The organism is Candidatus Saccharibacteria bacterium oral taxon 488 (genome assembly GCA_005697215.1).
GTDB lineage: Bacteria > Patescibacteriota > Saccharimonadia > Saccharimonadales > Saccharimonadaceae > Nanosynbacter.
Genome location: CP040003.1, coordinates 482,598 through 509,529 on the forward strand (window position 1 = coordinate 482,598; position 26,932 = coordinate 509,529).

Annotated in this window: 23 protein-coding genes and 1 tRNA gene; 20 read left to right on the top strand and 4 right to left on the bottom strand. The window is 47.3% G+C overall.

What is annotated here, in order from left to right; all coding sequences use genetic code 11:
- The first annotated feature begins 140 nt into the window (after window positions 1-140).
- The 11 genes from FBF24_02605 to FBF24_02655 all read left to right on the top strand — a co-directional run bounded on the left by FBF24_02605 (window position 141) and on the right by FBF24_02655 (window position 17,659).
- Window positions 141-1,970: a hypothetical protein gene (locus FBF24_02605; protein QCT40768.1), complete on the top strand. Its 1,830-nt coding sequence runs from the start codon at window positions 141-143 to the stop codon at window positions 1,968-1,970.
- A 1-nt stretch (window position 1,971) separates the two neighbouring features.
- Window positions 1,972-2,325, top strand: a complete 354-nt coding sequence (locus FBF24_02610) for a hypothetical protein (GenBank protein QCT40769.1) — start codon at window positions 1,972-1,974, stop codon at window positions 2,323-2,325.
- A 347-nt stretch (window positions 2,326-2,672) separates the two neighbouring features.
- Entirely contained in the window at window positions 2,673-3,554 is an 882-nt protein-coding gene (locus FBF24_02615) for a hypothetical protein (GenBank protein ID QCT40770.1), read from the top strand.
- A gap of 40 nt (window positions 3,555-3,594) precedes the next feature.
- The gene (locus FBF24_02620; GenBank protein QCT40771.1) at window positions 3,595-4,512 is read left to right on the top strand and encodes a N4-gp56 family major capsid protein; all 918 of its coding nucleotides are present in this window, start codon (window positions 3,595-3,597) and stop codon (window positions 4,510-4,512) included.
- 55 nt (window positions 4,513-4,567) lie between these two features.
- On the top strand, window positions 4,568-5,023 hold the full coding sequence (locus tag FBF24_02625) for a hypothetical protein (protein ID QCT40772.1): 456 nt from the start codon (window positions 4,568-4,570) through the stop codon (window positions 5,021-5,023).
- A 384-nt stretch (window positions 5,024-5,407) separates the two neighbouring features.
- Window positions 5,408-6,181, top strand: a complete 774-nt coding sequence (locus tag FBF24_02630) for a hypothetical protein (protein QCT40773.1) — start codon at window positions 5,408-5,410, stop codon at window positions 6,179-6,181.
- 272 nt (window positions 6,182-6,453) lie between these two features.
- Window positions 6,454-7,614, top strand: a complete 1,161-nt coding sequence (locus tag FBF24_02635) for a hypothetical protein (GenBank protein QCT40774.1) — start codon at window positions 6,454-6,456, stop codon at window positions 7,612-7,614.
- Window positions 7,615-7,637: 23 nt separating this feature from the next.
- The gene (locus FBF24_02640; GenBank protein ID QCT40775.1) at window positions 7,638-14,072 is read left to right on the top strand and encodes a hypothetical protein; all 6,435 of its coding nucleotides are present in this window, start codon (window positions 7,638-7,640) and stop codon (window positions 14,070-14,072) included.
- A gap of 10 nt (window positions 14,073-14,082) precedes the next feature.
- The gene (locus tag FBF24_02645) at window positions 14,083-14,736 is read left to right on the top strand and encodes a hypothetical protein (GenBank protein QCT40776.1); all 654 of its coding nucleotides are present in this window, start codon (window positions 14,083-14,085) and stop codon (window positions 14,734-14,736) included.
- Window positions 14,736-16,739, top strand: a complete 2,004-nt coding sequence (locus tag FBF24_02650) for a hypothetical protein (GenBank protein QCT40777.1) — start codon at window positions 14,736-14,738, stop codon at window positions 16,737-16,739. Before FBF24_02645 ends, FBF24_02650 begins: the two co-directional genes overlap by 1 nt.
- Before the next feature lie 20 nt (window positions 16,740-16,759).
- Window positions 16,760-17,659: a hypothetical protein gene (locus tag FBF24_02655; GenBank protein QCT40778.1), complete on the top strand. Its 900-nt coding sequence runs from the start codon at window positions 16,760-16,762 to the stop codon at window positions 17,657-17,659.
- Here FBF24_02655 and FBF24_02660 read toward each other — a convergent pair.
- Window positions 17,656-18,048 (bottom strand): hypothetical protein, encoded by a 393-nt coding sequence (locus FBF24_02660; protein ID QCT40779.1) that lies wholly within the window; start codon window positions 18,046-18,048, stop codon window positions 17,656-17,658. The two genes, FBF24_02655 and FBF24_02660, sit on opposite strands and share 4 nt — an antisense overlap.
- Before the next feature lie 102 nt (window positions 18,049-18,150).
- Here FBF24_02660 and FBF24_02665 point away from each other — a divergent pair, with 102 nt between their 5' ends.
- From FBF24_02665 to FBF24_02700, 8 genes are all read left to right on the top strand, one after another.
- A complete protein-coding gene (locus FBF24_02665) occupies window positions 18,151-18,555 on the top strand; it encodes a hypothetical protein (protein ID QCT40780.1) in 405 nt (134 codons plus the stop codon).
- A gap of 91 nt (window positions 18,556-18,646) precedes the next feature.
- A complete protein-coding gene (locus FBF24_02670) occupies window positions 18,647-18,862 on the top strand; it encodes a hypothetical protein (GenBank protein QCT40781.1) in 216 nt (71 codons plus the stop codon).
- Window positions 18,859-19,965 carry a LysM peptidoglycan-binding domain-containing protein gene (locus tag FBF24_02675; protein QCT40782.1) on the top strand — a complete coding sequence of 369 codons (1,107 nt, stop codon included), beginning with the start codon at window positions 18,859-18,861 and terminating at the stop codon, window positions 19,963-19,965. Before FBF24_02670 ends, FBF24_02675 begins: the two co-directional genes overlap by 4 nt.
- A gap of 118 nt (window positions 19,966-20,083) precedes the next feature.
- Window positions 20,084-20,311 (top strand): hypothetical protein, encoded by a 228-nt coding sequence (locus FBF24_02680; GenBank protein QCT41171.1) that lies wholly within the window; start codon window positions 20,084-20,086, stop codon window positions 20,309-20,311.
- A gap of 422 nt (window positions 20,312-20,733) precedes the next feature.
- Window positions 20,734-20,913 carry a hypothetical protein gene (locus FBF24_02685; protein ID QCT40783.1) on the top strand — a complete coding sequence of 60 codons (180 nt, stop codon included), beginning with the start codon at window positions 20,734-20,736 and terminating at the stop codon, window positions 20,911-20,913.
- A gap of 265 nt (window positions 20,914-21,178) precedes the next feature.
- Window positions 21,179-22,063, top strand: coding sequence for a hypothetical protein (locus FBF24_02690; GenBank protein QCT40784.1), 885 nt, complete (start codon window positions 21,179-21,181; stop codon window positions 22,061-22,063).
- Window positions 22,064-22,216: 153 nt separating this feature from the next.
- Window positions 22,217-22,292, top strand: a tRNA-Gly gene (locus FBF24_02695).
- Window positions 22,293-22,392: 100 nt separating this feature from the next.
- Window positions 22,393-23,349 (top strand): DUF4238 domain-containing protein, encoded by a 957-nt coding sequence (locus tag FBF24_02700; protein ID QCT40785.1) that lies wholly within the window; start codon window positions 22,393-22,395, stop codon window positions 23,347-23,349.
- Between the two features lie 43 nt (window positions 23,350-23,392).
- On the opposite strand, the gene FBF24_02705 is transcribed toward FBF24_02700, so the two are convergent.
- The 3 genes from FBF24_02705 to FBF24_02715 all read right to left on the bottom strand — a co-directional run bounded on the left by FBF24_02705 (window position 23,393) and on the right by FBF24_02715 (window position 25,208).
- Window positions 23,393-24,112, bottom strand: a complete 720-nt coding sequence (locus FBF24_02705; protein ID QCT40786.1) for a hypothetical protein — start codon at window positions 24,110-24,112, stop codon at window positions 23,393-23,395.
- Between the two features lie 27 nt (window positions 24,113-24,139).
- Window positions 24,140-24,805, bottom strand: coding sequence for a hypothetical protein (locus FBF24_02710; protein ID QCT40787.1), 666 nt, complete (start codon window positions 24,803-24,805; stop codon window positions 24,140-24,142).
- An 85-nt stretch (window positions 24,806-24,890) separates the two neighbouring features.
- Entirely contained in the window at window positions 24,891-25,208 is a 318-nt protein-coding gene (locus FBF24_02715; GenBank protein QCT40788.1) for a TrpR YerC/YecD, read from the bottom strand.
- Between the two features lie 96 nt (window positions 25,209-25,304).
- Here FBF24_02715 and FBF24_02720 point away from each other — a divergent pair, with 96 nt between their 5' ends.
- Window positions 25,305-26,897: an alpha-amylase gene (locus FBF24_02720; GenBank protein QCT40789.1), complete on the top strand. Its 1,593-nt coding sequence runs from the start codon at window positions 25,305-25,307 to the stop codon at window positions 26,895-26,897.
- Window positions 26,898-26,932: the final 35 nt, after the last annotated feature.

The following is a 26,932-nucleotide window of genomic DNA, read 5'->3' on the forward strand; positions in this document are numbered from 1 at the left end:
CATGATATGGTGAATATGTAATAGCCACGAGCGGTAATGCCGCAGTAGGCTCGCAGAGAAATCTGGGGGCTTTTTATTTTGGAAAAGAAATTATGAAAGCAAGCGACTTAGGTAAAGACTATCAAGAATCAAGGACAAATATGATCCACACGCACGAGACATGGCGTGTCTTACTCGATATTGCCTATGCCAAGCTGTCTACTGAAAAAGGTTTTAAGTCTCGTGTTCGCGAAGGTAGCTTGAGTTCTCTGATATTAGAACGATCCTCTCGCGTGGTAGCACAGTTACCGACTGGGCGTATCCGTTCGCTAAGCAGGCGCGACCAAGGTAAGGCAATGCTGATGGATTTAGTATGGACTAAATATGTTATTCCTAACGCTAAAAGCCAGTGGTCATTCATGACGAAGCTCCGTATGTGGGATTACTACTCCCTTATCTACGGTGCTATGCCAGTTCAGTACGATTACCGAGTTGACGAGGATTATGTCGGTCCTGATTTTAGAGTGATAAATCCGACGGAATGCTTTCCGCAGGTTGGCAATACTAGTTTGAATGATTGCGACGCTGTCTATATCGTTACCTACCATAGCAAACGCTATCTGCAAAGCCGCATGAAGTTTAAGGACTGGAATAGAGCCTCTATCCAGACTATCCTCAATAAAGCAACCGAGAAGCATCAGCCATCAGACGCTAAGGAAACGACTACTAACCTGCAACAGGAGCGCGGCGAAGCAACTACCCTACATCAGGGACATATCGCCCTAGTTACTCGCTATGAACGCGGCAAGAATGGGCGCTGGATTACGTTCGCACCAGACTTTGAAAATGCCATCGTTCGAAACATTAAGAATCCGCACGAATCTGGGCGTATACCTGTTGTATTTAAGTACGCTATACCATTGATTGACTCGCTGTGGGGTATGGGCGATGTTGAGCGTGGCGCTTCATTACAGCGAGCAATCGACACGACCGTAAACCTAAATCTCGACTTCTCCAAGTTCAAGATATTCCCACCAATGTGGTATAAAGGTGATGCTGTTGATCCGTCTCTAATGCGTTATGAGCCAGGTGGCAAAATCCGTACTGCTAATGGACAATCTGACTTTGGCTTCGTCAATCCAGGCGCTAGCCCATCGAATGAGTTCCAAGCAACCTATCAGTTCCTGAAGGGTGCGTTGCTCAATCAAAACGGTACGACTGACACCACGATATCCGCAAGCGACGGTCTGCCGGGCTTTGGTCGAACACCAGAAGCCTTGAGTAAACTTGAAAAGCGCGAAAACGCCCGCGATCAGTGGGATAGAAATATGTTTGAGGAAGCTTATGAAGAGCTAGTCGATGGCATGATAAACCTAATTGGCACCAAACAATCTGTTCCGATAAAGTTTCATGTCTTTGACGACGAGATCCTGGATATCATCAAATCTGGACACAAGGATCTGCTAGACATCTTCGATTCAGCCAAGAGTTACCGAATAGGTACCGACCCAGAGACTGGCGAAAACGGTATGGTTGAGTACATCAACGCTCACGGTACAGCCGAAATGAAGATTGACCATACCAAGCTGTCCGGTAAGTGGATGTATCGAATAGATGCTGGCACGACCGCTGCTAACGATCAGAAAGATGAGTATGAGCGCGTCTATAATCTCGTTGAGTTGCTGTCATCTCAGGCTGGTGCATGGCTAATGGACGGCGCGCAAGAAGATGGACGTAAGGTCAACAGGACAGAGCTACTTGACCAGCTTATCGCAGCTAGTGGCATCAAAAACAAAGATAAAATCTTTGACCCGTACACTCAGGAAAACGACAAGACGAAGCCATTTACCCCAGAGATGCTCAATGATCCTCAAATAGTAAACATGTTACAGCAACAGATTCAAGGTCAGTCCGAGGAGCAGCCTCAAGCACCGCAGGAAATGCAGCAAACTCAAGAAGTCCAACAACTTCAGCCGATGGAGGCGGCATAAGATGGAAAACATTTTAGACAGCGATATCAATTCTCTGCCACTTACACCAGTGGCAGAGGAGCTAAGCCTAGAGGCAAAAGTAGCAGAAGCCCGCCAGCGTGCTGAGGTAGCCGACATTGCTTCAATCCCGGGCTGGCCACGCATCAAGGAGCAGATGAAGCAGGACGCGTTAAATCTGAGGCTCCACAGAGACCTAGAGTTTGGTCCTAATGATTCTGATGAAAAAGTTGGTAAAGAGGTGCGGTCTAGGCTGTTAATGGCGCAGTGGATCGAGAAGTATATCGAGAGAATCGAGGGTGCGGTATTAGCTGTCGAAGTAATGACCAAGGAGGCTGAAGATGAACAGCAATCCTAACCCATATGAGACGTCAAATACGGAGTCAGAGCTAGTCGAAAAACCACATTATGCCGAACTGGATATGAGTAGCATCGCGCCGCAACACAAACCAGACAGTGAATGGCGACAAAACGGCACAAGCCTAAGGTGCATAAGTTGCCAGAATGAACACGGTATATTTTTGCCGCCGGGGACTTTCTACACTGGCAAAACTGACGAGAAAGGACTGCCTATCGTTGAGAAGAGGTTCTGAGGTGGGTTGCGTTTCCGGCTGGTCTTTTACCACCCTACTAGCCGGAAACGGAGCGTATCTCCCGCCGCGGACTGCGTAAGTGTCTTGGCTAAATTAAACGAAAGGATGTAGCATGTCTACTTCTAGCGATACCGGACTATCGGCCGAACAGGTCGAGGCGGTAGAAAATATGGCGCTAACAGACGGCGGAGAAGTAACCGCCACACCAGAGACGCCGGCTGGTGAGAATCAAACTACGAACGAAACAACAGCGACTGGTGCGGAGGGTGCTGATGGCGACGGTCAACAGCAGTCCAATGGTGATTCCAAAGCTGAAGCAGAAGTCGGTACAGACACACAAAACGGGCGTCCAGACAAGCAATCGCGCCTCAATCAGCGTTTCGCTGCATTGACCAGCCAATTGCACGAGAAGGACGAGTATATCGAGTCTCTTAAGCAGGAAATGGCACGAAAAAACCAGCAAGACCAGCTTAAGCCCCCTACTCCTGATGAAGATGGTAATTACAGCGCCAGCGACATCATGGACTATAACCAAAAACAAGCCCAGCAAGCTGCCAATACTGCAGTAGAGGCAATGCAGGAACGCTTGGACGGTGAACAGGTGGCATCGCGCTTTGACCGCGAAGAGGCAGAAATACTAAAAGCATATCCTATGCTTGACCCAAACAATGCTTCGTTAGACCCAACGGATCCGAACTGCTACAACGAAACCTTAGCTAAGGCGGTTGACAGCTATGTCCGAGGACGTATTGAGCCGCACATTTTAGCAAGGAACGTCGGAGCTCTTAAGAAGCTATCGATTCGGAAGCTAGCCGATGAGTACTTAGAGCCTATCATGTCTGTAGCGCAAGCCGAGCGCGAGCGTGCCCAGCAAAGCCTACAGAACCTGAACGGACAAAGCTCTGGCATGTTTTCGTCGGCAGCAGGCTCAGGTGGCGGCGGAGATTCCTTAGAGGAACTAGAGGCAAGGATCGGAAACATTAGTTTATCGTAATCCATTTGGGTGGTAGTGGTTACAGAAAGGGCTGTTTAACATGGCTGACACTACTACTGCGCAGCTTCAGCACGATCTGCAAACCTATTTTGCGAAGAAAGTCCTTCGCGGAGCGGAGTTTCAGACTGTGCTTGACCAGTTCGGTCACAAAGAAACATTGCCAGAGGCATCAAGCAAGACGATCCAGTTTACCCGTTACTCGGACTTGGATATCGTTACTAACCCTCTGACGGAAGGGCAAGCCCCAGCCGGCAGCCAGCTGACAACTTCTGCTATCAATGCGGTTGTTGACCAGTATGGCGACTTTGTGACGCTTACTGACCTCGCAAAATTAACACCAAAACACTCATCTGTTCAAAACGCTCTGAAGAAGCTCAGCGAGCAGTCATCGAAGAGCTATGACCGTGCTATCAACAAGGTCATTATCGCCGGTACTGCTGTACGCTACGCCAATTCAAAGACCGCACGCAACTTGCTGGCTGACGCAGACAAGCTGACCTGGGCAGATGTTCGCAAAGAGGTTTCCCGCTTGCGCACCGCAGGCGCACCAACCTTTAAGGACGGTAACTATGTCCTAGTTGTCGATCCAGCCGTCGAGCAAGACTTGATGGATGACGAGGCGTTCCGCCAGACGGTTTACCGCCAAGCATCGAAGGAGAAATCCAACGAGCTATACAAGGGCGAATTAGTCTCGTTTGCTGGTGTAACGGTTGTTCGAAGTAATAACCTAATCACCGACAAGGGCGCATCAAATGCGAAGGTTCACATTAGCTTGCTCTTCGGCGAAGACGCCTACGGCAACACCGACCTGCAGCATCTGAAGGTGTACAAGGAAGGCCCAGGCGGCGTGTCCGACCCACTTCATCAGAAGATGACGCTTGGTTGGAAGTTTGCCGCCAAGGCTGCCATTCTAAACAACAACTTTATGTGTCGTTTGGAATCCGGCTCGCTATACTAAATTAACCGGGCGGTAGCTCTATACGGGCCACCGCCCACACCATGGAAGGATAATCATGGAAGGTAACGCACCAAATACTCTAGGTCCCACTATGACCAACGTGCCGACTCCCCAGCCCCGCACGCCGCAGGCTGAATATGCCGCGCAAGCAGCACCGGACACAACACCGGCCGTCTCGCCAGCGCCAGTACCAACGCCAGAGACGCAACCAGCAGTGGAGCCGACATCAGTACCGCTAAGCGACCCGCGGGAGTTTTCGCATGACCCAGTAGAATCAGAACCAAAAGACGCACAATACGAGCCAGACACAAAACCAGTGTATGTCCACGTCAAGCTGCGACGTACGGTGATGATTAACGGCAAGGGCTATCCAGCAGGCAAAGACCTGACGGTACCAAAAGAAATTGCCGACGAGCTGTACCGCATTGAAGAGACTAACCTGGAGTACGAAGCAGATCTGCTCCGTGCAAACAACCAGGTCTCTACCCCAGCGGCCGAGCTGAAGGTTTAACAAAAACTAAGACAAACCAAAAAATACACACAAAACATAAAACCTCCACTGATAGCGCAGGTATGACACGCAATCTACTGGACGCTACGGAGAACGGTAAAGACACCCCGACTCGCAAGGGTGTCTTTGCTATGGAAAGTATCTCCCTATTATAATACCAACAGCTAACCAAAGACCCACCGTAGCGACAAGCATACTATCTTTCCTCATAGATTGAGCCTCCTCGGCGATAAAAAACATAAACGTGAGGAGTGAGGCTAGAAGCCCAGCGCTAATAACATTATACAAATCTGGGCGGTGGTTTATCATAGCACAATAAATACTAAATAATACGCAGAATAACATCAAGGAGTTATCCTTTATCCACTCAATTAACCTCTTCATATGGACAAATCATACCATATTTGCTATAATGACGCCATGAAAAAAGGTGGTAAAAAAGAAAAAAACGACACGATGGTCACTAGAAAGAAGTGCCTCATCGACGTAGCTATCGTCGGTGTTGTTTGTTTTTTTATCGGTTTTTTATTCTGTCACACAGCATACCCTATTCTATACCATAACAAGTTAGAATCTGATAGGAAAAACACTGAAGCCACCCTGGACTATAAGATACAGGAGTTGAGAGACTTGCAAGGACGAACTCCAGTCAAAAATCAGAGCCAGAATAAGTCTGCTTCGCATAGCAAGCACACTGTCTACGACATCACGCCAGAGACAATGCTAGCTGAAGTCAACAAGATACGTGCCGAGCATGGCGTCGCACCAATGCAGCTCAGTCCAGCTCTAAATAAATCTGCGCAAGAGAAATGCGAGGACATGGTTACCAATAATTATTACAATCACAAGAATCCAACAACAGGACAGCAAGGCTATGAAATTGCTATCAAGACAATGGGTGGCATACGCGGATATTATGGCGAAAATATGAATGTTATCCATGGTTCAGATAAAGGTGCTGCTGACGTAAATGGAGACCGGCTAGATGAGCGTACCGTCTTCAGTGGCACATATGGCTGGATGAAAAGTGAGCCGCACGCTAAGGCTATCCTTGACTCTCGATACACGCTAACTGGCTTTGGCAAGTGCACCAAGAACGACCACGACGAATGGGGTGATTGGTATTTTATTGAGCATTTTTATAGTCCAAATCTCTAAAGTCAAAAACTTTCACAAAATTTACCAAAATATTGATGATTTGAAAAAACGCATGATAACTTATAAATAAGCATGCGGTATTTCCTGTATTAAACCACGAGAAACACCGCTCCGTGAGCCGCAAGCTCGGCAACGGCTTTGGACGACCGGTCGTACGGCGGACATCAGGACTCCAGAGGCGAAAGACAAACTTGTATTAAGTGTGTCTTCGCAACTGGACAGTCCAAGCGAAACAACAGCCCTTTTGCGAAGCGCAAGAAAGGGCTATTTTTATGGCAGAATATCAAGGAAACCCAGACTTCCGCGGATGGTTGGCAGTACACGATCCTTACGCACTTGCCTACACCGGCAACGACGGCAGGATTGACTGGAACAAGGTCAATAACAACGGCGCCGATACAAAAATGATCAGCTACGACAAAGGACAAGCTGGCAAAGTTCAGCAGTACGTCAGCGGGCTATATCAGCAATGGCAAGGTTGGAATAATAATCGCCAGCAGCCTCGCCAGCAACACGGTGGAGGTGGCTGGGGTGGTGGCTACAGTAGAGGTGGTAGCGGCGGCGGAGGCGGTATGTCAGCAGTACAGCGACAAGCCATCGACAAGCAGTGGGCGCAAAATAACCGCTACTACAACGATATGCTCGGTTCCATCGATCCGCGACGCAACGCAGCACGAGCGGCTGTTGACAGGCAGGTAGATACATCCATCAACTCATTAAAGGGCGAACGCGACAGTGCCTTCCAGAACCTCGACCGTCAAGACCAGAAACTAGAAAAAAGCTATGCACGCGGCAAGCAGTCGTTGGGCGAGATGGTCCGCAACACTCTGCAGGGCGAATCAAACAACATCGGTATGCTAGGCGGCGGCAACTCAAGCGCCATCGGCATGCTGGGCGTTGGCGTGGCTGACCTGCAAAACAGCGAACAAGGCAAGATGCTAGACGACCTGAACGAGCAGAAGACCGACATTGAAGTCAACCGTCAACAAGTACAGAGGAAGCTGGAAGACGAAGTACGCAAGCTGAATGACTTCCGCCAGAGTAAGTACCAAGAAATCCACGACACCTTCAACGAGCAGCGCAACGAAATCCTCAACAAGATGAACATGAACGATAACCAGCGCGCCCAAGCTCTCGCTCAAGCGGGTGCAATATCGACAGCCCAAATTCAGGACGTCGATAGAGCTATCAACGGACGGCTAGGTCAAATCGTACAGACCTACCAAAATATCACTGCTCCGCAAGCGTCACTGGCAAGTGTTCCGGCATACCAGGCGAAGAATATCACTCAAGGCACAGTAGATAGCTCGAATATCAACTCGCCTAGCCTGAGTGCAGGACAAGCAACAGAATCAGTTCTTGGCCGACGCTCTGACGATGACGACAGCTACTTTATGCGTCCACGGCGTTCCGCAGACGACGTCCAATTCTAATAGCCGAAAGGAGCTAAATACCAATGTTTGACTTTGGAAAAATGATACGCAGCTTCTTCGGATGGAGAGACGACGAAGAAGAAAAACGCCGCGAACAGCAAAACCACCGCGAGCCAATCCAGCAGCACAACGATAATCCGCTAAGCCAGCCAAAGCAGTTTCAGGGGTTTGATGCAACACGCCTGTCTACTATTCAGCAGCCGCGCCAGCAGGAGCAGCAGCAAAACTTCTCGCCAGAGAAGCCCAAAACGCCAATGTTTCAACCGAACTTCGTAGAGACAATTGAATCGCAGCTAGAAAAAGCCAAAAAGTATGCCGCACTGGGCGATGAGAACGCCAAAAAGTACATCGAACAGAACCAGTCGAAAGTGCAGCAGCAAGACAAGCAGCAAAACTTCTCGATAAATAACCAGTCACAGCTACAATTACCACATCCGCAGCAACCCTCCCCTTTTCAGCAGCCAGCACAGCAATCACCGCAGATGCAACAGCTGAATGAGACTGTACGCCGCAACAACCTAAACTCTGAGGACTACCGAAAGCGTCGAGACGAATTAACGACGCTGCTTAATGATACCCGCGGCAACTGGACAAACGAACGGAAATTACTCGATGAAGCACAGCAAGGCATCACCTCTGACGAGCAGTTGAAAAATACCATCGAGAAGATAAAGAATGTTCAGTATCGCCAGAAAACCGCTGACGCTGCCTTGGGCGAATACGGACAATCGCCCATGATAAATTACGGTGGCAGGACACCGACACAATTCCTAGAAGACTTTAATAATATGGACGCCGGCAGGCAGCGTGAGGCTATCGAGCAAATATCCAAGAACTTGACAGACTACGCCAAGGTCCCGTACGGATTTACTAACCCTGAACAGCGCGCGAAGTTTGAGCGTATCGTTGCTGAATCAGAATTACTACGCAACCTAATCGATGACCGAGCAACAAAGAAAGGTCCTAATGTAGAGACTGTTGGCAAGGATATTGTTAATATTGGCGGCAATATAGTTGGCGGCATAACACAACCATTCAAGACGGTTTATCGTTCAGGTGAAGCTTTAGTTAATCATAGCCCGCTTGATGCGCTTACCGCAGAATATAAAGCAGGTAGGCTTTCAGAGGAAGAATACGCTCGCAGGTACAACGCCATAGACCAAGAGATAAACGGCATAACTGGAGGCATGCAAGACAAAGGAACTCTAGACCGTATACTTCGCGCAGCTGGTACAGCTGTTGATGTCGCTTCTTCTGTTGCTCCTGTAGGATCTCTTGCCAAGGGAGTTGTCAAGGGTATTGCACCAACGCTAGCTAAAAGCGCGCTAGAGAAAGGTATCATCAGCCAAGCAGCCGAGAAAACCGTTCCCCAACTGATTGCTCATGAGGCAGCCACGAACGCCGCTCTAGGTGCAGGCGGGTCGCTTCGAGCTGGCACCGACTGGAAACCTGAAAATGCTTTGCAAGAAGCGGCGACCGGTGCTGCCTTTGGTGCTGGAATGGCAGGAGCTGGTGCAGCTATCGGACGCGGCGCTACAGCACTTCGCCAAGCGTATGTCGATGGCAACCTGCATATTCCACGTACGGAAATCACACCGAATGCTGGACGAAATGAGCGAATGCGCACAGCCATTGAGAATTATCCTATCGATGAGCCATTTAACTACGGGCGCGTTAGCCAGAGCACTCTAGATCAACACAACGCGATTCAGGCACAAACTGGTCAAGACTTCGTAACCAACAGAGACGTAACAGTGTATCCGGGCGCACATAATGCCCACGTGGAGAAACGGATTATTCAGGAGGGAGTAACACCTGAGGAGTATGTAAATATAGCGGAAAAGTCTATTTATGGTAATAACAGCACACTCACTCGCAGCCCTAACGATACAGGACTCCAGAATGTTACCTATGCAAACACTGACGCACCGAGCGGTCGAGTCCTAATGGGTCAATTTAACGATGGCTTAAGCCTTAAGAGTGTACAAAAAATCCGCCCCGAAAGAATTGAGGCAGATATTAAAAAAGCCCAAGCTGAGCTTGGTACGCCCCTGATGGACGACGACTTGCGGGGCGTTACCCGGGCAGGTAGCAATCTAGAATCTGCTACAGGCACAAGTCCTATTAGTAATCCATCAGGAACTCGTACTGGCAGTGTATCAAACAACACGTTAAATGTCAATGGTGGGGATGTTTACAGGCCAACGAAACCAGGCTTTTTCGGTACAGCTCCTGAAGATTACCGCTACCGAATCGAGCAGACACCACGCGGCAAATACGCAATCGTTGAAGAGTATACTGACGGCAGTCCATCACAGAGATATTCGACACATTCAGACATTGCTATTGCTCGCCGTGAAGCACAGAGATTAGCTGAAGGACTAGAAAAACCAATCCAAGTTGAAGAAACCGGAAAAGGCTACAACGGATTCACTGAACGAGCGGCTGAGATTGAGCTGAAAAAGCTACAAACAACCCGCCCAGAGTACGACTGGGAGATTAAGCCAGCCGAGCATATGGATAGCCACGATATAACGCGAGGTAAGTATGGTATTAAGGGGGTGCTACGCGAGAGTGACGCCCGCCTCGACGGTCCAAACCAGCCGGCGAGAACATACGAAGTTGAGGGTACTGTACCAAAAGTCAAGGAGGAGCTAGACCTCGGCGACGGCTCAAAGCTAACATCCACCACTAACGGGGACACCGGCGTCACAACAATCGAACGCGTCGCTCCTGACAATACAGCAGACCTACAGGCGGTAGCGGCAGCCCGAAGCGCCACCGATGTAGCCGACGGGTACAGAATCGATGATATTACGTCACAAAGCCAAGCCGCAGACATCAACACCTACCCCCAAGCGACAGTTGATAATGTTATCGACAAACTGAACGCCGGTACTCCAGCACAGCGCCGCCTAGTTCGCGATGAGATCCGCAAACAAACCGGCTACGATGTTCACGACATACGAGGCATGAAACAGTATCCAACCATCGTACAGTCAGCATATAACCGCGTCGTCGGCAGCCAGGAGTGGATTGACGCTAGCAAAAAAATCCACGTCAAGGGCACGGAAGCTAATCGCAAACCTGATCTAACAGAGTTTGCTCTAGCGAAAGGTGTGGACGAGCAAGGCAAGCCAATATTCGATCTGGTCCCGCTTGACGGCAATAAACATACTATCAGCAGTACTGGTATGGTAGTCGACAAAGATGGCAAGAGTGTTGGCAGCTACGTCGGTATCGATGAGAACGGCAATCAGCATGCTTACGTTGAAGGCAAACCAGTAAACCTAGGTAAAATCGTCGGAGATATTGACCGCTGGGGCAACAGGAATAACCCGCTTGTAGACATTGACCGTATCATCGACGCAAATGCGCCAGATGCCGCAACGGCCGCAGCTACCAAGGAATTTACCTCCGTATTCAAAGACAGCCAAGAAGCAGCCATGAAAGTCGAGCTGAAATCTCGCCGCGACGGATTAACGAAGCTAGAGAGCAAGATGTTGGATAACCTCCCCTCTCGGCAGCTACGAAAAGACCTGACCGAGGATATGTTTGACCTGGTAGAAAAGAAAGTCGATGTTGCCGACCTAAACGCCAAATACGGCAAGGATTATGTAGACACCTACATGAAGCCGGCAGTGGACTGGTGGCGTACTCACGCAGACGATATCCTCAATAACACTAACCGTGTACTGGAAGCAAACGGCTATGACCCAATACCGCGCCGCAAAAACTACATCTCGCATATCATGAACGACCCGTCATTCTTCGAGAAGGTTGGACTGAAGATTAAGGACATCACCGGAATGAATGGCTCGGTAAGCGGCGAAACAATCCCCGGCGGAGTACGCGGAGGTGTCCCTGATGAGATAGTCGGAAATACTGAAAACACTGGTGCGCGTCGCAAGTGGAATCCATTTGCGCAGACACGCCGCGGCGAACTAGCCAACAAAGACTTCTTCGGCGCTATCGACAGGTACTACGAGGCAATGCTCTATAACCAGTACATGACTCCTGCTGCTTCACGCGTGCGAGTAATCGAAAATGCTTTCCGAACGTTCCAGAAAGCTAAGGAGATTAAGCTAGACAAAGCTATTGAAGAGCTCGGATTTAACGAAGCGATGGCGCAAGTCGAGACTGGCAAGCCAAAACACAAGAACTTCAAAGAAGGCGAGCGCTCCCCTCTCATCGCCGCATGGCAGGAATATGGCAATATCCTTGCTGGAAAAACAAACGCTATTGACCGATTGGCCGTTGATAAAGGCTTTGGTAGGGCTGTGGATGTTTCAATCAAGGCACAAGGTATCGTCGGCGCTAACACTATACCAGGCTCAGCCACGGCAGCCGTAGCGCAGGTCCTAAGTGTTCCGCAGACAATTGCTCGAGACGGGTTGCCATCGTTCATGAAAGCTGTCAAGCAGATGATCCACTCTGGCTTTGACAAAGCAAGCGACCCGCTGAATAAATCTTCATTCATGAAAGCCCGCTATACCGACGCCTCATCGCAGCGGCGCGGCATCATCCGAAAGTACACTGATGCTGCCTCTATTCCGATGGAAGCTATTGAGAAGTTTACTGGAGAGCTGAGCTGGCGCAGCGCATACAACGAGGCGCTCAGCAAAGGGCTAACTGGAGACGCAGCCATTAGGCAGGCTGACCTAGCCGCCAAGGCTACTCTAGCTGGGCGCGGCATTGGCGACCGACCATTGGTCATGAACTCGAAAGTACTCGGTGTGTTCACACAGTTTGGGTTAGAAGTAAACAACATGAGACTACAGTTCTTTAAGGACTTTACACCCGCCCAGAAAGCCAAATTCATCATCGCAGCAGCAGCTGCTAACTATGGGCTGAAGATGGTAACCGGACAAGAACAACTGCCAGACTTCCTGAAGGCGACAATAGACACTTATAACGACTTTGCCAGTAACGAGGACGATGCTAACGACAACCTTCTGAATAATACCGCGCAAGCAGGTCAGCGCTTTCTAGGCGAAGCCTCCAAGTTTGTTCCGGGTGGTCCCGCACTTGTTGGAGCATTTATAGACGACAAAACTAAGAAAACCATTTTTGGCGAAGATTCAGACATTTCCCGTTACGGCACGCCCGCTGTATCAAAGTTGATTAAGGCTGGACTTACCGCTGGCGAAGGTTTATCGAGTGGTGATGCTGGTAAGATCGGCACCGCAATGCTTGATATAGCCCCAACCGGTGCACAGATAAAGCGCACAATTCAAGGGGCTGCTGCCCTAAAAGATGGCTATACACAGGATAGCAAAGGCAACATTCAGACACCTGTTGACCGCTCGCCGACAAATATCGTTAAAGGAATGCTCTTCGGCAAGAATGCCCTTGATGAGCAGAAGCAGTTCTACGACACCAAACAGCATGCGCTCAGCGATAAAGACAGTGCTGCGTTTAGAGAGATGCTATTAAACAATCCCGAAGAGGCTAAGCAGTATTATAACCTCGTTCAGGACTCCAGAAAGATGGATATTCTGGAGAAGCGTGCTAAAAATGGCGACACCGCAGCAATGGGTAAACTCAGCAAAATGTCTCAGGCAACTGGCTCAGACGGACTGCCCGTGGCACTAAAAGCCAAGATTGCTCGCGGCGACTACACACAAGACAGTGATGGGACGATCAGAACAAAAGGCGGCGAAGTTGCTCGAGAAGTTCATAAGAGACTTGCTAAAGATTCAAAAGATGAATCAGACGCCACCTACCGCAACTACGTACTAGGCTACGGATTAAAGCAAAGAGGTTCGAGTGAAACAAACAGCAATACCGGAAACGATATTACCGATAAACTATCTGCCCTCGCCGCTAAATCAAACGATAAAGCAATAGTCCATCAAGCTATCGACCTGAACAAGAATAAGAAGTACGCCGATATGCCAGCCTGGGTTAAAGAACGCTACGCTGCAGAAAATGGCATTGACAAGGAACAGCTAACCTATGCAACGCAGGCAAGTTATAAAGCAGATGTTAAACTGCAATACCTCAAAGAGGCAACCAAGGATATGTCGAATGAGCAGCTGGTTAACACTCTACATGCTGGACGCAGGAAGTCAATCGCCGACAAGTGTTTCGTAGAAGATTCTATGCTGAAGAGTTTCTACAACGACGGACGTATATCCAAAGATCAGTACCAAGCCCTGCGGTCCCTAATCATGGATGAGAACGGTAATGTTACTTCGCAATCCAGAAACGGTGGCGGAGGTGCTAGACGCGGCTCAGGCAGTGGCGGTGGACGAAGAGGCGGTACTGTCAGTGGAATTTCAGTGCCAGACTACAACGTCAAGATGATGAAGCTCTCTAGTCCATACGGCTTTGCGAAAGATCCAAATGTGAGCCTTGGCAACGTCGGTTCAAACAAGAACATCGTTACCGGTATCAAAGCACCGTCACAGTTCAAAATTAGTAAGTCGGCGCTACCAACGCCGCGCGTAAGATAAGGAGTTCAGAATGAAAGTCAACGAGATACTAAAGAGTGTCCACGTAGCATACGAACAAGCAGCGGATGCGCCTGCACTCAATGATGAGGACGGGCAAATACGACTAAACCTGCTACAGAAGGCTGTACGCCGCTGGTCAACGGATAATGTTACTAAATGGAATGAGCTGTTTAGTGTAGGCGATATCGGTCCTATTCAACCTGGACAGCGCGAGTATGACCTGCCGGAAGGATATTCGCTATCTAGCGGATTCTACCTACAGGGCAGCTCAGAGCCTCTATATGTAAAGTCCCCTAGCCAGCTAACTGGCGAAGATGGCAAGTTTGTTACTATTCTGGGAAATCCACAAATCGGACACAAGCTTCGGCTAGGTTGGATACCAAAATCTAGCGATCAGGAAATTGGCAAAACTATCATCGTTAAATACTATCGCGAGCCGTTTATTCCAACAAAACTAGATGATGTACTAGAAATGAGCGACCCAAACTTCGCCATAGCCTACGTAACAGCAGAACTGTTCGTAAATGACGATGCCAACCTATACACGAAATATAACAGTGACGCCATGATACTCCTAGCAAATATGCGGCAGCGCAATGAGCTAGTTCCTGATGGGCAGTTTAGCGGACTTGAGGGCGACATTGGGATAGGAGGAGATTGGTAATGGCAGTACAAACTCCCCCACGTATGACAGGCGGCAGCGCTAAAACACAGAACATTATCATCCCGAATTTTAGCGGTGGTGTTAACAGCTATCTAGACGAGGCACGCCTACCGAATAACACACTCCGTTCTGCCGTAAATTACATGCTAAGGCAGGATGGTGTGCTGTATCCGCGTTGGGGTACAAAAACGTTTTTCCCTGTTCTAGACAAAATGCCCGACGGTTTTGACAAGTTCACCGTAAAAATGCTAGCAACGGCCAGCGGGCTAGAAGAATGGGCTATCATCGTGGAAGACGGCGTTGTCAAGCGATCAAACGGCGGAGCATGGCAGGAAGCAACCGGAGAAAAGCTCACACCTGGATATGAAGCAAAGTTCTATCAAGTGGACGATTGCGTATACATCGTCAATGGTAAGGATGTTCTGGCGTTCTACGACATCGCTAACAATAAGGTGAAGAAGTTTGAAGGTATCGACACGCCAAAAAACCTCAAGGTTACCAATTCTAAGAATCTAGCAACCGGCAGCTATTCCAACTTTTATAAAGTCTCGGCGGTCAATGAGGTTGGCGAAACAATGGCATCAGCTGAAATCTCCGTAAAAACCAGCCGTATCCGCAACCAGTGGCGCCAGACAGGCGAAGTTGAGGACTACCTGGAATTAACCTGGGATGCCGTACCAAAAGCTACCCGTTACAATATCTACTACAGCGACATGTCGAATGACGAAACGTATATTGACTCGGTATCGACTAACTCGTATCGAGATTTGGGGCGTACCGCGCAAAACGTAGCTGTGGAGGCTCCTGTAGCCGACACTACTTCCGGTCCCGTTCTTCGTGATATCACTGGATCAAGCTACCGTATATTTGGCGTTGGTGTAGACGATAAGGTCTACTGGGGCGGCGTTGGTAAATATATCAGTGCATTCAATGCCTTCTATGGCGGCGGGTGGGTCGAGATAAACAAAGGTACTGGTGAAATACCAATCACCGTCCGCAGCTATCGTGATGGACGTGGTGAACCAGTAAACGTAGTGTTTATGACAACCGCATCTGGCGAGGGTTCTCAAAACCAGCTTACGCTCACCTCGATGACTGTTGGTAATACATCGTTCATTGTACCTAATATTGCCCGGGTTGTCGGCTCTTACGGTACATACGCCGCTGGCTCAGTTACTGAGGCAGACAACAACCTATTCTTTACCTGCTCCAGAGGCAAAAATACCACTGGCGCTAAACCTGACCTGCTGAACGTATTGAGTACTGAAGAGGTCAGTCTAGCTATTCGCCCAGATTTTGATGGTATCAACCCGCTATATGGCCGCGGAATATCGAGTGTACACTTTGATGGAAAAATATTTGATGCTGTACCGGCCGCCCAATCCAAAGTCAATAATGAAATCTGGATACTGGACTTGCAGCTGAAGGCATGGATACGTCCGTGGACTATTGGTATCAAGAAGCTTATTACCTTTACTCCGAGTGACGGACGCGAGCGATTGATGGGACTTCGCTCAACACCAGACAACAACGGCAAATATCGAATTGTCGAGTTTAGCGAAAAATACATAACCGATGACGGCGAGCCGTTTGTGTCTACGTTCCGGACAGGACTGCTCCACTTCGATAAGGGGCATATGAGCTGGGCAAAGATGAAGAAGACCTACATCGAGCTACTACGCGTGAGCGGATCATTGTCCATTACGGTGAGCGGTACCGGCAAGAAACGTGTTTTGCGCACCCTGAAAGACATTACGGTCTCTAGTGCTATGGTAACGACCGGATTTAACAGCGATAAATTCAACGATTTTGCGTTTAACGATACAGAAGGAGGACACGTAACTTTTAGCGACCCAAGTACCAAAAAATCACTGAAAATAAATAAGGTGGTCAATAACTACCGAGTAGACGGCAGATCAAGCAACGCCTCCTATGGTATAGCCACAATCACATCTGTGGTCATACCAAAGAAAGTACCAGACCCTGCCAGTTGGAAGAAGTAAATAACTAAAGGAAAAATGAAATGGATAAACTACGAAAAACTTCAAACATACCGCCTACAACATTAAGTGCGTCAATCAGCGACACGGACACAACTATTCCATTGTCGTCTACTGTAGGTGCGGAAACCAGTACGTGCATTGATATTGTCATCGATAGAATTGACGCCGCTGGTGAAAAGACTCCTGACAAAATGGAAGTCGTCACGGTCCTGATATCTGGGAACAACGGCACTAACGCTGTTCGAGGGCGTACTGCCCCGGCTATGCCGCATGAGCAAGGTGCTGTGGTTGAATACAATATCTCGACGTCTGTATTGCATAATGACTTGATTGATGGCATGTCATCGATCTTAACGCCCGAAGGCAAGCCAAAAGAAAAATCTATACCTCTCGATTCTATCAACGGAGGTACTAAAAAGGGTGTGCTTATGGTGGGAGAAGAAGGCAAAACTTCGGTAAGTAAGGTTGCGTCAGACAACATCGATTTTAAGACTATGCCTATGTTTGCCGCTACCACCTCAAAGTGGGATAGCCTCCCAGGGGGAGGCGTCTCAATAGTGAACTATAATGAAGTAGAATACGATACTGTGAAGATGTTTGATAAGAGCACTCATCAATCCACTGTGCCAGTAGACGGTATTTATACAATCTCTGCTAAAGCAGCTGTAACATCAGCTGGATATAACTCGGCAACTACCGCTACTGTTATGGTGTATAAGAACGGTAAACTGTTAGAGGAAATGACACGAGTGGCTGGTAGCGGCAACGGCTTGACCTTATTGCGCTTGTCTCATACATTTGATGTGCTTCTTAAAAAGGGCGATATCATTGATGTGCGGGCGCATTGTTCTGAAAACCGCGACTATGGCGGGCCATCAACACACAGTAGATTCTCGATGCGGCTGGTTGCACTTTTCTAGATTTCGCCTACAGCTATCCACGAAACACCGTGCCAGGCTGAACCAAAATTTCCTTGAGAAGTCGCCATCAGCTTACATCCATCATTTGTTATGCTGGTTGGCTCAATTGCATTACCGGTGCGCACGGGGATATTTAACTCTGCTATATTACCAGCTCTCTCTCCATTCTTATATCCATTGAACGATGCGGTGATTGAAAATATTTTTTTGAATTGCTTAGGAAACGCAATCGGCACCTCTATAGTATTCCGGTTATTGCCTAAAAACTGCGTCCAGCCTGCCTGAATCATAAGATTACCAACGGTAACAATATCACCATTTGTTTTACTCGCGAATAGTGTCTTAAAATCGATGTTGCACGATTTTGTCTGTTTTATTGATAAAATCACGCCTCACAATATATAATACAATCAGTTAGCTACAATGTAGAGACTGCCAATTTGATCTAATGGTGATCAGCGGCAGTCTTTTATTTTGGCAAAGGATAGCAAATGAAAGAAATAGACTTAACAGAATTTGGCGAAATGAAATCAGACGTAAAGCATGTCAAAGAGGCTGTTGACGAGATAAAACGCACGCTTGCCAGCCAAGATAATGTTAGCCGTTCTGAACACCATGAACTAGCCACTCTCGTCTCCGCCATGAAAGAGAGTTACGATAATCGTCTAAATACTCTGGAAGGACAAAATAACGTCAATGCTGCTACGTTCACCGGAAAGCTCGGTAGATGGTTCAATGACGCAATGGTCCAGGAAATCGGTAAGATTATCATCGCAGCAATATTATTCTACCTTTACAATAGCCAGATAACTACTCAAATACAGAAGACCCAAGACGAGATCAATAAGACTAATCACTACGTCAATTCGCGGCTAGAGGCGGAGGCAAAGAAATGACCGTAATCGCCACACTGATATCACTAACCACAATCTCGCTTATTCTCTACCTGATTTTTCGAAGCAACAATAACGACAAAGGAGGACTACAATGAAGTTCGACAAATCCACCAATCAAAAAATATCACTGGCAATGGGCATATTGTCATTCTTCGCGGCGTTCGTGCTGTTTCAAGGAGATACATGGGGATTCTCCCCTTTAGCAAAGCAAATATTCTCGTCAATCACGGGTACAATTTCTTTGGTAAATATGTATTTCTTCGGTAGCACGGCTGAAAAAATCAAGAACGAAAGGAGCGAAAAATGAAACGAGTAATAGCATTTATTAAGCGTCATTTGGCGTCGGTCATTGTTCTCGCGGTGATTGCTGTGATTGGCACGATGGCAACACTAGCACATCAGAACGACGACGGCACGCGCACGTTTGACAGAAAAGCGCCAAAATACAGCGAGGCAATTGAACAGGCGCACTGTAAGGTCAAAGCTTCGACTGACGCGGCTATCGCAAGCACGCTTGGCTTCGATGCGCCACAAGACAAAGGCAGCGGCTGCGAACCAAAGGACAAAGAATTAGCACAGTTTGGCTCTGGCGTTTATTACAAGACCGACCTATCCAGTCCTACGGCGTTTGTCAATGCTATGAATGGCCGCGGATTTAATGAGGGCTACGGACTACAGTGCGTAGCAGGATTTAAGCAGTTTATGTTTAGTCTCTCAGGGCGTGTGGTGGCTACCCGCACCGGTGGCGCAAGCGGCTATGCTAATCAGGTAGGTGAAATTCAAGCGCTTGGCTTTACGTGGCATGGCGGGCAAGCTGGTATGAAAGACGGCGACTGGGCAATATTCGGTGGTGGACAGTATGGGCACGTCGCTATGTATTATCAGGGTAGGTTTTTCGGACAGAACCAAGGCTCGGGCAATATCTATGTCGGCAATGCATTTAATCTGATGGACTTAGGCGGCTACCGCAACTCTATTATCGGTTACTATCGACCAAACATCTGGAACGGCACTGCTAGCGCGCCAGCCGCTCCAGCAGCCAATTCAAAAGCAGTAAACGATCAAGTGGTGGCTGATGTATTAAAAGGCGTGTACGGCAGTGGTGCTGACCGCGTAGCACGGTTGCAAGCCGCTGGCTATAATCCAGCCGAAGTACAGGCAGTAGTAAATTCACGCGTAGCAGCACAAGCACCGCAAGTAGTTGCACCGCGTCAGAATTATGTAGCTAACAACACGAGTGGTTACGTTGTGCGTCGCGGTGATACGCTCGGACATATTGCTTTGCGGAACGGCTGGTATAACGGTACAGGCAATCTGTTCGGTAATTCTGGCTATACACAGCGGCTGGCTGAGCGAAATGGAATTGCTAACCGCGGATTGATTTATCCAGGGCAAGTTATAAATAAGTAAAGAAGGAGTCAAAATAATGGAAACTACCAAATACAACGCGCTAGAAGAATTGCATAACGAACTGAATCGCGGCACACCAGGCGATGAAGTTTCTCTTAATATCGGCGGCAAAGAGGTACTGAAAATCAAGTTTCAAACTGGCGGCACAGCTACTACAGAACGTAATGGCGTATTTATCGAGGATTTGCTTATTGTCGCTTACGCAAAATTAGCAGGCTACAATCGAGAGTTGCCGTGCCGCGAAAACAGTGTGGCTCTTACAAAAATCGAGGAAGCTATCATGTGGCTGGCTAATCGCAAAGCTGAGCGTGAAGCTCGCGGTGTGTATGGCACTGAGAAACGTTGAACTGTAAAGTGATTCTTTATAGTTGAGTTAAAACCGCCTCGAAAGCTCGGAGGCGGTTTTTTGACATTTTTTCACAAAATGTTGATTATTCTCGCAATCGTCTGCTATGGTGGTAGTAAGCTAAACCCATTAGTTGAACCTCGCCACCATATTTTGGTGCGGGGTTTTCATTTGTCCCGACACTAAAATAGTAAAAGTTTTGAGGGTAATTAGTGGACGGTAATAAGGATTCTGATCCTCGTGTCAAGACCCTGCGCAAGAGACTTGGCAAAGCATCAGATTTAATAACAAACGACGCGTACCTACCTATGTTTCGAAACCGGCAGATACGCTATCCCAAAGAGTTCGAAGAGAGCCTGATTCAAGCTGCACGCAAGAAAGACCCAAAGCGATGGCTAGCTAAAGTATGGTCGTGCGAAAACATGATAGCCTCTGTGAAGATGCTGGCTAAATACATCGCACGGCGAATAGCTAAACACGCTAAGGAGGTTCATGACGCCAAAGTGGCTAAACAGTTGAAGCGGATAAATCCAGCTGGACTATTGAAGCTAACTGAAATTAAAAAGCAGCGTAAGTCTATAGCTGGTAATTTACTGCTATAGAGCTGGTTGATTCTCTTCTCTAACACGGCGACGACCGTGTGTTTCTTGCTGTCTGACCTCTGTTTTTATATAACAAAATGCTTATATTTTCAAATAATAAGACTTTGTCGCACTGAATCCTAACCGATTCTTGTATTATTTTTTAAGAAAGGTGGGTATTAAGCATGATTTTTATATTTTTTAGCCAATAAACAGCTCTATAAAGAACTATTTTAGTAAATCTTTCATTATAACGATCTTTATAAAGAGACCAGTGGAGTTTTTCATGATGAATAATATTTCAGATTGTTTTAGTGACTTTTTGCGAGACGAAGTCATATTATGCGACAGGAGTAGCAAAACCATAGAGCGTTACCAGTGCTTTTGCAGGCTACTGATCAATTTCTTAGGGAACAAACCTATCGATTCCGTATCTCTAGAAGATACCAGAAAATGGCGTGAGATGCTCTACTCATACCAGAAGCCAGATACTGTCAGAGGCTATATAGTTTGCCTCAAGTGTTTTTTCAAATACTGCCAGCGCAAGGGTCGCCAGCTATTATTCGACACCGAAGACATTAAGATACCTAAGCGCGAAAAACGCACCCTAGACATTCCGACAGAAGATGAAGTTGAAGAGTTTATTTCCATCTTAGCCATGAAGCGGCGCGGCTACTGTAATGCTAATAGGCTGCGTAATGTTGCCATCGGCAGACTAATATTCTCATCAGGCATACGCGTTAGTGAGGTGTGCTCTCTAAATCGTAATTCAATCAAAAACCGCCAGTTCACTATCGTTGGTAAAAGCCGAGACTCACGGATATGTTTTATTGATTCTCAGACTGAAAAATGTATCGCAGATTATCTAAATATTCGTACAGACAATAGCCCAGCATTATTCATTTCATACCAAACCGAAAAGAGAATGACACCAGGCAACGTCCGTAATGCGTTTGAGGCAGCATGCGCGCGTTCTGGCGGACAATTTGTCGGCATTAGACCTCACGCACTACGCCACAGCTTTGCTACTAAGATGTTGAATAGGCGCGTAGATTTACGCTACATTGGTGACCTTATGGGACATGCTGATCTAAATACAACCAAGGTCTACACGCACTACACAAATCCGCAATTACGAGCCATCTACGACCGCGCCCACGGCGAAACATAAGGGGCAATTACATAAAACAGCCGCTGCTTATTGACATAAGCAGCTTTGTTTGCTATACTAGGTACACAGTCGAAAGACACGTACATTGCATCATAAATGTTAGATAAGCTCACAGAACTTGATACCTTATCTACGATGCATAACAAACGTTATGCGGGTTTAGCTCAGTTGTTAGAGCGCTTCCTTGCCATGGAAGAGGCCAGGAGTTAGAGTCTCCTTACCCGCACCATATAAGACTTTTCAGCGCCTGGAGGGTCTTTTTGATTTTCCTGGATATAACCCTTATTTGTTCTTAATTAATTATAGTATGCGATTAGCCGTAATAGTATATGAGCAACCAACAGATAAAAAAGCAACCAACAAAACGACAGCATTGGCTACCTCGTAGTTCTTATTTGCAAAACTTCACCGTTGACGGCAAGGTCAAGACTTATTGGCTTGGAAATAATGGCCGTGCTAAGTTTATACAAACTGCTGAACAAAAAGACATAGCACCTATCAATGTTGCTGTAAAAAATAATCTATATGAAATGCCACTTCTGCCGACCAATGCCGTTGAGAATGTTTTAGCTCAAATAGAAGGAGACTATGGAAAGATACTAGATAATAAAATCAAAAAGAGTAAGCGACTTAGCAGAGAAGATCATGAAAAAGTAGCTTTATATATAAGCACACTAGAAAGCCGCACAATTAAACAGCAGAACCATCTAAATAATTTCCTGAATCAACTTAATGAAATGGGTCGTGCAATATCATTAGGACATAACGCACCAGATGCAGCTGATAGGTGGAGTAAAAAGATAGAAATGATGGAGGAAATATTTTTTCTCGAATCAATACTCGTATCTTTAGACGTAAATAAATGGGGACCATTGGATTTTTGTTTTCTAAGACCATCAGATACTGTTGACATTGAATTTATAACATCAGATCACCCCGTAACAGTTACTGATTTTACTAAAGACAACTCTCCGTTCGGACTTAATCATTGGCATAAAACAGCCGAATGTATAGTTCCACTCACTCCAAAAATAGCACTGTTCGGTAATAGGTGCGGCATCACTGGATACAAAGAAATAGATTATAACTTTGTTCGTGAAATAGACAACCGTACACTACGGCGAGCAGATAAGATAATTATCTCTGCAAGTCCAATCCCAGAATACGAAGAAAAGGCCATAGTCGAGCGTGCACCGCAGAGCTTACTGCTTAATTTTCTGAAACTGCCGGACGGTCAAATTGACAAGATTATTAAGAAGCAAAATAAACAAGAACAGAACAAATAATTTAAGCTTACAATCAATCCGTCGTAGCAATCACAAAAATAGTCTAGCTATCAATCCTGTTCAATAGCCCTCCATAATTATACGGCGTGAATTTGTCATTGATAAAGATCGGATAGGCCGGAGTTTTTACTCCCATCTTTTCTGCCAAATTCTGGTCAATCGGCTGGAATGCTCTTAGGTTTGCCTGATCAAGGTTTAACCTTGTTTTATCCTCCAGGGTTATCCGATATACAAAGCGAAACTTCTCCACCCCTGAGACCGCCCGGCAATCAGCAATTTCCTTTTCAGCAAGCATTTGCAGCTTCTGGCGCCAGACTTTCACATCGTTCAGCCTGCTCTGAACACTAATTTCTATCGATACGCAATTAAGCGCATACTTATTTATGCAATCATAATCTGCCACAATCACCCGAGGCAAACCTAGCAGCCACGACGCGGCCAGCAGCTCCTCATTTGCACCCTCCCCGACAAACGTACAATCATTATCCGGACAAAACGTATTGTGAAAGTCAAGCGCAATATCATACTCCTTGCACATTTCCAATAGCTCAATCGGACGCCATTGCTCGTATATGCCGCTTGATTTCACGCCAGGAAATGACCGGTTCAAGTCTTGTTCGATGAACCGCTTATTTCTTTTTATTGCCTCCTCATTCGCCAGTACACTGTCAATATTTTCCAGCGGATTTTCCTGTAAACTCTTGACCAAATCAATGCCCAGCATTTCATTCCCGTGCATGCCGCCGATTACTAATATTTTCATATTCTTATCCTCCTTATATATTATTTTTTACCGAGATAAATCAATTGATACAAAATTCCGCCAATCAGGAACATCAGATTTGGCTTTATCAATGGTCGCATCATCGCCAAAATCCCTCATGGCTGCGCGCGTCATTGCCGGCGCAATAGTCCGATAAGCTACCTTCATCTGATCTAGGCGATTGGAAAACCCGTATATCATTGGGCGAAAATTTACTAGATTATTACGTCTCGAGACTTGGCGGTCGGCGAAAACTTCATCCAGCCATAATATCTCTGGGTTAGGAGCAGCGGTTGGCGCGTACTTACGCTTAAGCCACGCTGCCATTTCTAGCGACCCAGGGTATTTTTCCGCCGCAATCTGCGCTGGATTAGCCGTCCAAGCGACCGCCGCCAATGCCAGTCCCGCTGGCGTCTCCTCGATATACCAACATGTTGGGCGCGTCTCGCCGATAGCATTAAATTTCTCGGTCAATTCCTGTTCTGTATAGGCTTCGTCGCCAGTCGCGCTGCCGCAAGCTTGACATATATCACCAGGATTTTGACGAGAATAACCCGACGAGCAGCCGCCGCATTTACTTACTTCATACCAAGGTTCTGCCGCGAACGCCGCTTGATACGCGGGAATAATCGCGTCATACTTCTCCCTCGCCTCATCTGGCGCAGCGAACCTCGCTGTTCTTATTTCACTCATAAATATCTCCAAAATTAACTAAATTAACTGTCAAAAAATCAAAACGCCAGCGTCGCGCCGGCATTTATTTGGATTTATTCGCAAACTACTCAGCGCGAGCTGGCCAAACGTGCGAATGATGCTTAAAGACGTTTTTATAGCCGCCAGTACCGTTTTGCATCCAGTCGCTAATCCGAGCAACCGTACGGCTACTGAGCTTCGTCGCTGCAATGACGTCAGCGTATTTTTCGCCTTTTGATAACATTTTGGCAGCTTGTAGGCGCGCGCCAACTTCAATAATCTCCTTCTGAGTCATGACATCGCGAAGAAACGCCCGCATTTCATTAGGGTCACTTATACTAGCAAGAACATCCGCCAGCTGACGCGACTGTTCATCTTTCCAAATATCGTTCTTGCCATTCATATTTTTAGTTTACCAAAGTAAAGTAAAAATGTCAATAGCCTTCGTGTCATCGACTAAAAACTGGCATTTTGCTCTCATCTCGCTTATACTTAAATCATGAAAACTTGGCAAGATGTTGCTTCTTTGTATCAGATTTATCCGCGTAGTTTTCGGGATACCAATGGCGATGGGATTGGCGATTTGAATGGCATTACCGAGAAGCTGGATTATTTGGCGTGGCTGGGCGTTGACGGGATTTGGATTTCACCGTTTTTTACCTCGCCGCTGACTGATTTTGGCTATGATATCGCTGACTACCGAGCGATTGATCCGACATTTGGCGGGCTGGATGATTTTCGGGCGCTATTAGAAAAAGCTCATATCCTCGATATCAAAGTCATGATCGATCTCGTTCCCTGCCACACGTCTGATCAACATTCGTGGTTTCAGGAAGCGCGGTCATCGCGCGACAATCCCAAGCGTGATTATTATGTCTGGCGTAACGGGCGAGACGGCAATGAGCCAAATAATTGGCGAAGTTTATCTGGCGGCAGTTCATGGGAGTTTGATGAGCAAACCGGTCAATTTTATCTCCACTCATTCCTGAAGACACAGCCGGATTTGAATTGGGATAATCCTGCGGTTCGCGATGAGATAAAAAACGTGGTGCGATTTTGGTTTGATATGGGCGTGGACGGCATGCGGGTTGACGCGATTTGGGGCATTTCTAAAGATCCGGAATTTGGCAATGATTCGCCAAATCCTGATTTTTCTGGCGACCCAAAAGCTTACGGTGCGTTCATCCACGACCACTGTAAAATGGGGCCGCATTTTCAAGAATACCTGCGTGAGCTGGCGGCGGTTTGTGATGAATATGACGATAAGCAGATGGTGTTTGAATTTTATCCGGACGAGAAGTTGGGCGATATTTACCAGCAGTACCGCCAAGTGCTGACCGCCCATCCAAAGGCGTCGGCATTTTTCATGGAGTATCGCCAGGACGAGTGGCATGCGGAGCATACCGGGCAGAAGATTGAGAATTATCTGCGAGCGGCAGGTTCGGCCAAACCGTTTTTCTGCGTTGGCAATCACGATCAGCCGCGCATTGCCTCGCGGCTCGGGGCGGAACGAGCGCGGGCTTTGCACTTTCTCAATCTGCTCACACCGGGTATTAGCGTAATGTACTATGGTGATGAGATTGGCATAACCAATGGCGAGCTGACCGCTGATGACATTCAGGATAATTTCAGTCCCGCCAATTCCGCCATCGACAGCCGCGACCTGGAGCGCACGCCGATGCAATGGGACGATACGCAGTTCGCTGGATTCTCAAGCGTACAACCGTGGCTGCCCGTTCACGCCAACGCGATAAGAACCAACGTCCTGACACAGGCCATGCACCCTGACTCGCTCCTACATCTGCACCGACGGCTGCTTCACCTGCGGCGGAGTATGCCAGTGTTGCAGCACGGCACGCTTAAAGTGATTAACACCGGTAATGGATTTGTCCTCGGTATCAAACGAGAGCTAGGCAGCGAGTGGGCTTATATTTATATTAACTTCGCTGATGCACCACAGCATTTTTTTATCCCAGAACATACCAAAATCATCGCCTCAACCCACCCCTACTGCTCTACCATCGACAATAATCAGCAGCTAACAATTCAGAAATATTGTGGGGTTTTATTATTGCCACAGAATAATAGGTAACTATTGCTTATGTCTTTACAGTTTGAGTATACTGT

What these genes read in the sequence shown, in the direction of transcription:
- FBF24_02675 (QCT40782.1), top strand. Translation starts at nt 18,859, where the DNA reads ATGAAACGAGTAATAGCATTTATTAAGCGTCATTTGGCGTCGGTCATT.
- FBF24_02705 (QCT40786.1), bottom strand. Translation starts at nt 24,112, where the DNA reads ATGAAAATATTAGTAATCGGCGGCATGCACGGGAATGAAATGCTGGGC.
- FBF24_02645 (QCT40776.1), top strand. Translation starts at nt 14,083, where the DNA reads ATGAAAGTCAACGAGATACTAAAGAGTGTCCACGTAGCATACGAACAA.
- FBF24_02605 (QCT40768.1), top strand. Translation starts at nt 141, where the DNA reads ATGATCCACACGCACGAGACATGGCGTGTCTTACTCGATATTGCCTAT.
- FBF24_02610 (QCT40769.1), top strand. Translation starts at nt 1,972, where the DNA reads ATGGAAAACATTTTAGACAGCGATATCAATTCTCTGCCACTTACACCA.
- FBF24_02715 (QCT40788.1), bottom strand. Translation starts at nt 25,208, where the DNA reads ATGAATGGCAAGAACGATATTTGGAAAGATGAACAGTCGCGTCAGCTG.
- FBF24_02720 (QCT40789.1), top strand. Translation starts at nt 25,305, where the DNA reads ATGAAAACTTGGCAAGATGTTGCTTCTTTGTATCAGATTTATCCGCGT.
- FBF24_02665 (QCT40780.1), top strand. Translation starts at nt 18,151, where the DNA reads ATGAAAGAAATAGACTTAACAGAATTTGGCGAAATGAAATCAGACGTA.
- FBF24_02690 (QCT40784.1), top strand. Translation starts at nt 21,179, where the DNA reads ATGATGAATAATATTTCAGATTGTTTTAGTGACTTTTTGCGAGACGAA.
- FBF24_02670 (QCT40781.1), top strand. Translation starts at nt 18,647, where the DNA reads ATGAAGTTCGACAAATCCACCAATCAAAAAATATCACTGGCAATGGGC.
- FBF24_02615 (QCT40770.1), top strand. Translation starts at nt 2,673, where the DNA reads ATGTCTACTTCTAGCGATACCGGACTATCGGCCGAACAGGTCGAGGCG.
- FBF24_02700 (QCT40785.1), top strand. Translation starts at nt 22,393, where the DNA reads ATGAGCAACCAACAGATAAAAAAGCAACCAACAAAACGACAGCATTGG.
- FBF24_02625 (QCT40772.1), top strand. Translation starts at nt 4,568, where the DNA reads ATGGAAGGTAACGCACCAAATACTCTAGGTCCCACTATGACCAACGTG.
- FBF24_02620 (QCT40771.1), top strand. Translation starts at nt 3,595, where the DNA reads ATGGCTGACACTACTACTGCGCAGCTTCAGCACGATCTGCAAACCTAT.
- FBF24_02630 (QCT40773.1), top strand. Translation starts at nt 5,408, where the DNA reads ATGGACAAATCATACCATATTTGCTATAATGACGCCATGAAAAAAGGT.
- FBF24_02685 (QCT40783.1), top strand. Translation starts at nt 20,734, where the DNA reads ATGATAGCCTCTGTGAAGATGCTGGCTAAATACATCGCACGGCGAATA.
- FBF24_02655 (QCT40778.1), top strand. Translation starts at nt 16,760, where the DNA reads ATGGATAAACTACGAAAAACTTCAAACATACCGCCTACAACATTAAGT.
- FBF24_02650 (QCT40777.1), top strand. Translation starts at nt 14,736, where the DNA reads ATGGCAGTACAAACTCCCCCACGTATGACAGGCGGCAGCGCTAAAACA.
- FBF24_02640 (QCT40775.1), top strand. Translation starts at nt 7,638, where the DNA reads ATGTTTGACTTTGGAAAAATGATACGCAGCTTCTTCGGATGGAGAGAC.
- FBF24_02710 (QCT40787.1), bottom strand. Translation starts at nt 24,805, where the DNA reads ATGAGTGAAATAAGAACAGCGAGGTTCGCTGCGCCAGATGAGGCGAGG.
- FBF24_02635 (QCT40774.1), top strand. Translation starts at nt 6,454, where the DNA reads ATGGCAGAATATCAAGGAAACCCAGACTTCCGCGGATGGTTGGCAGTA.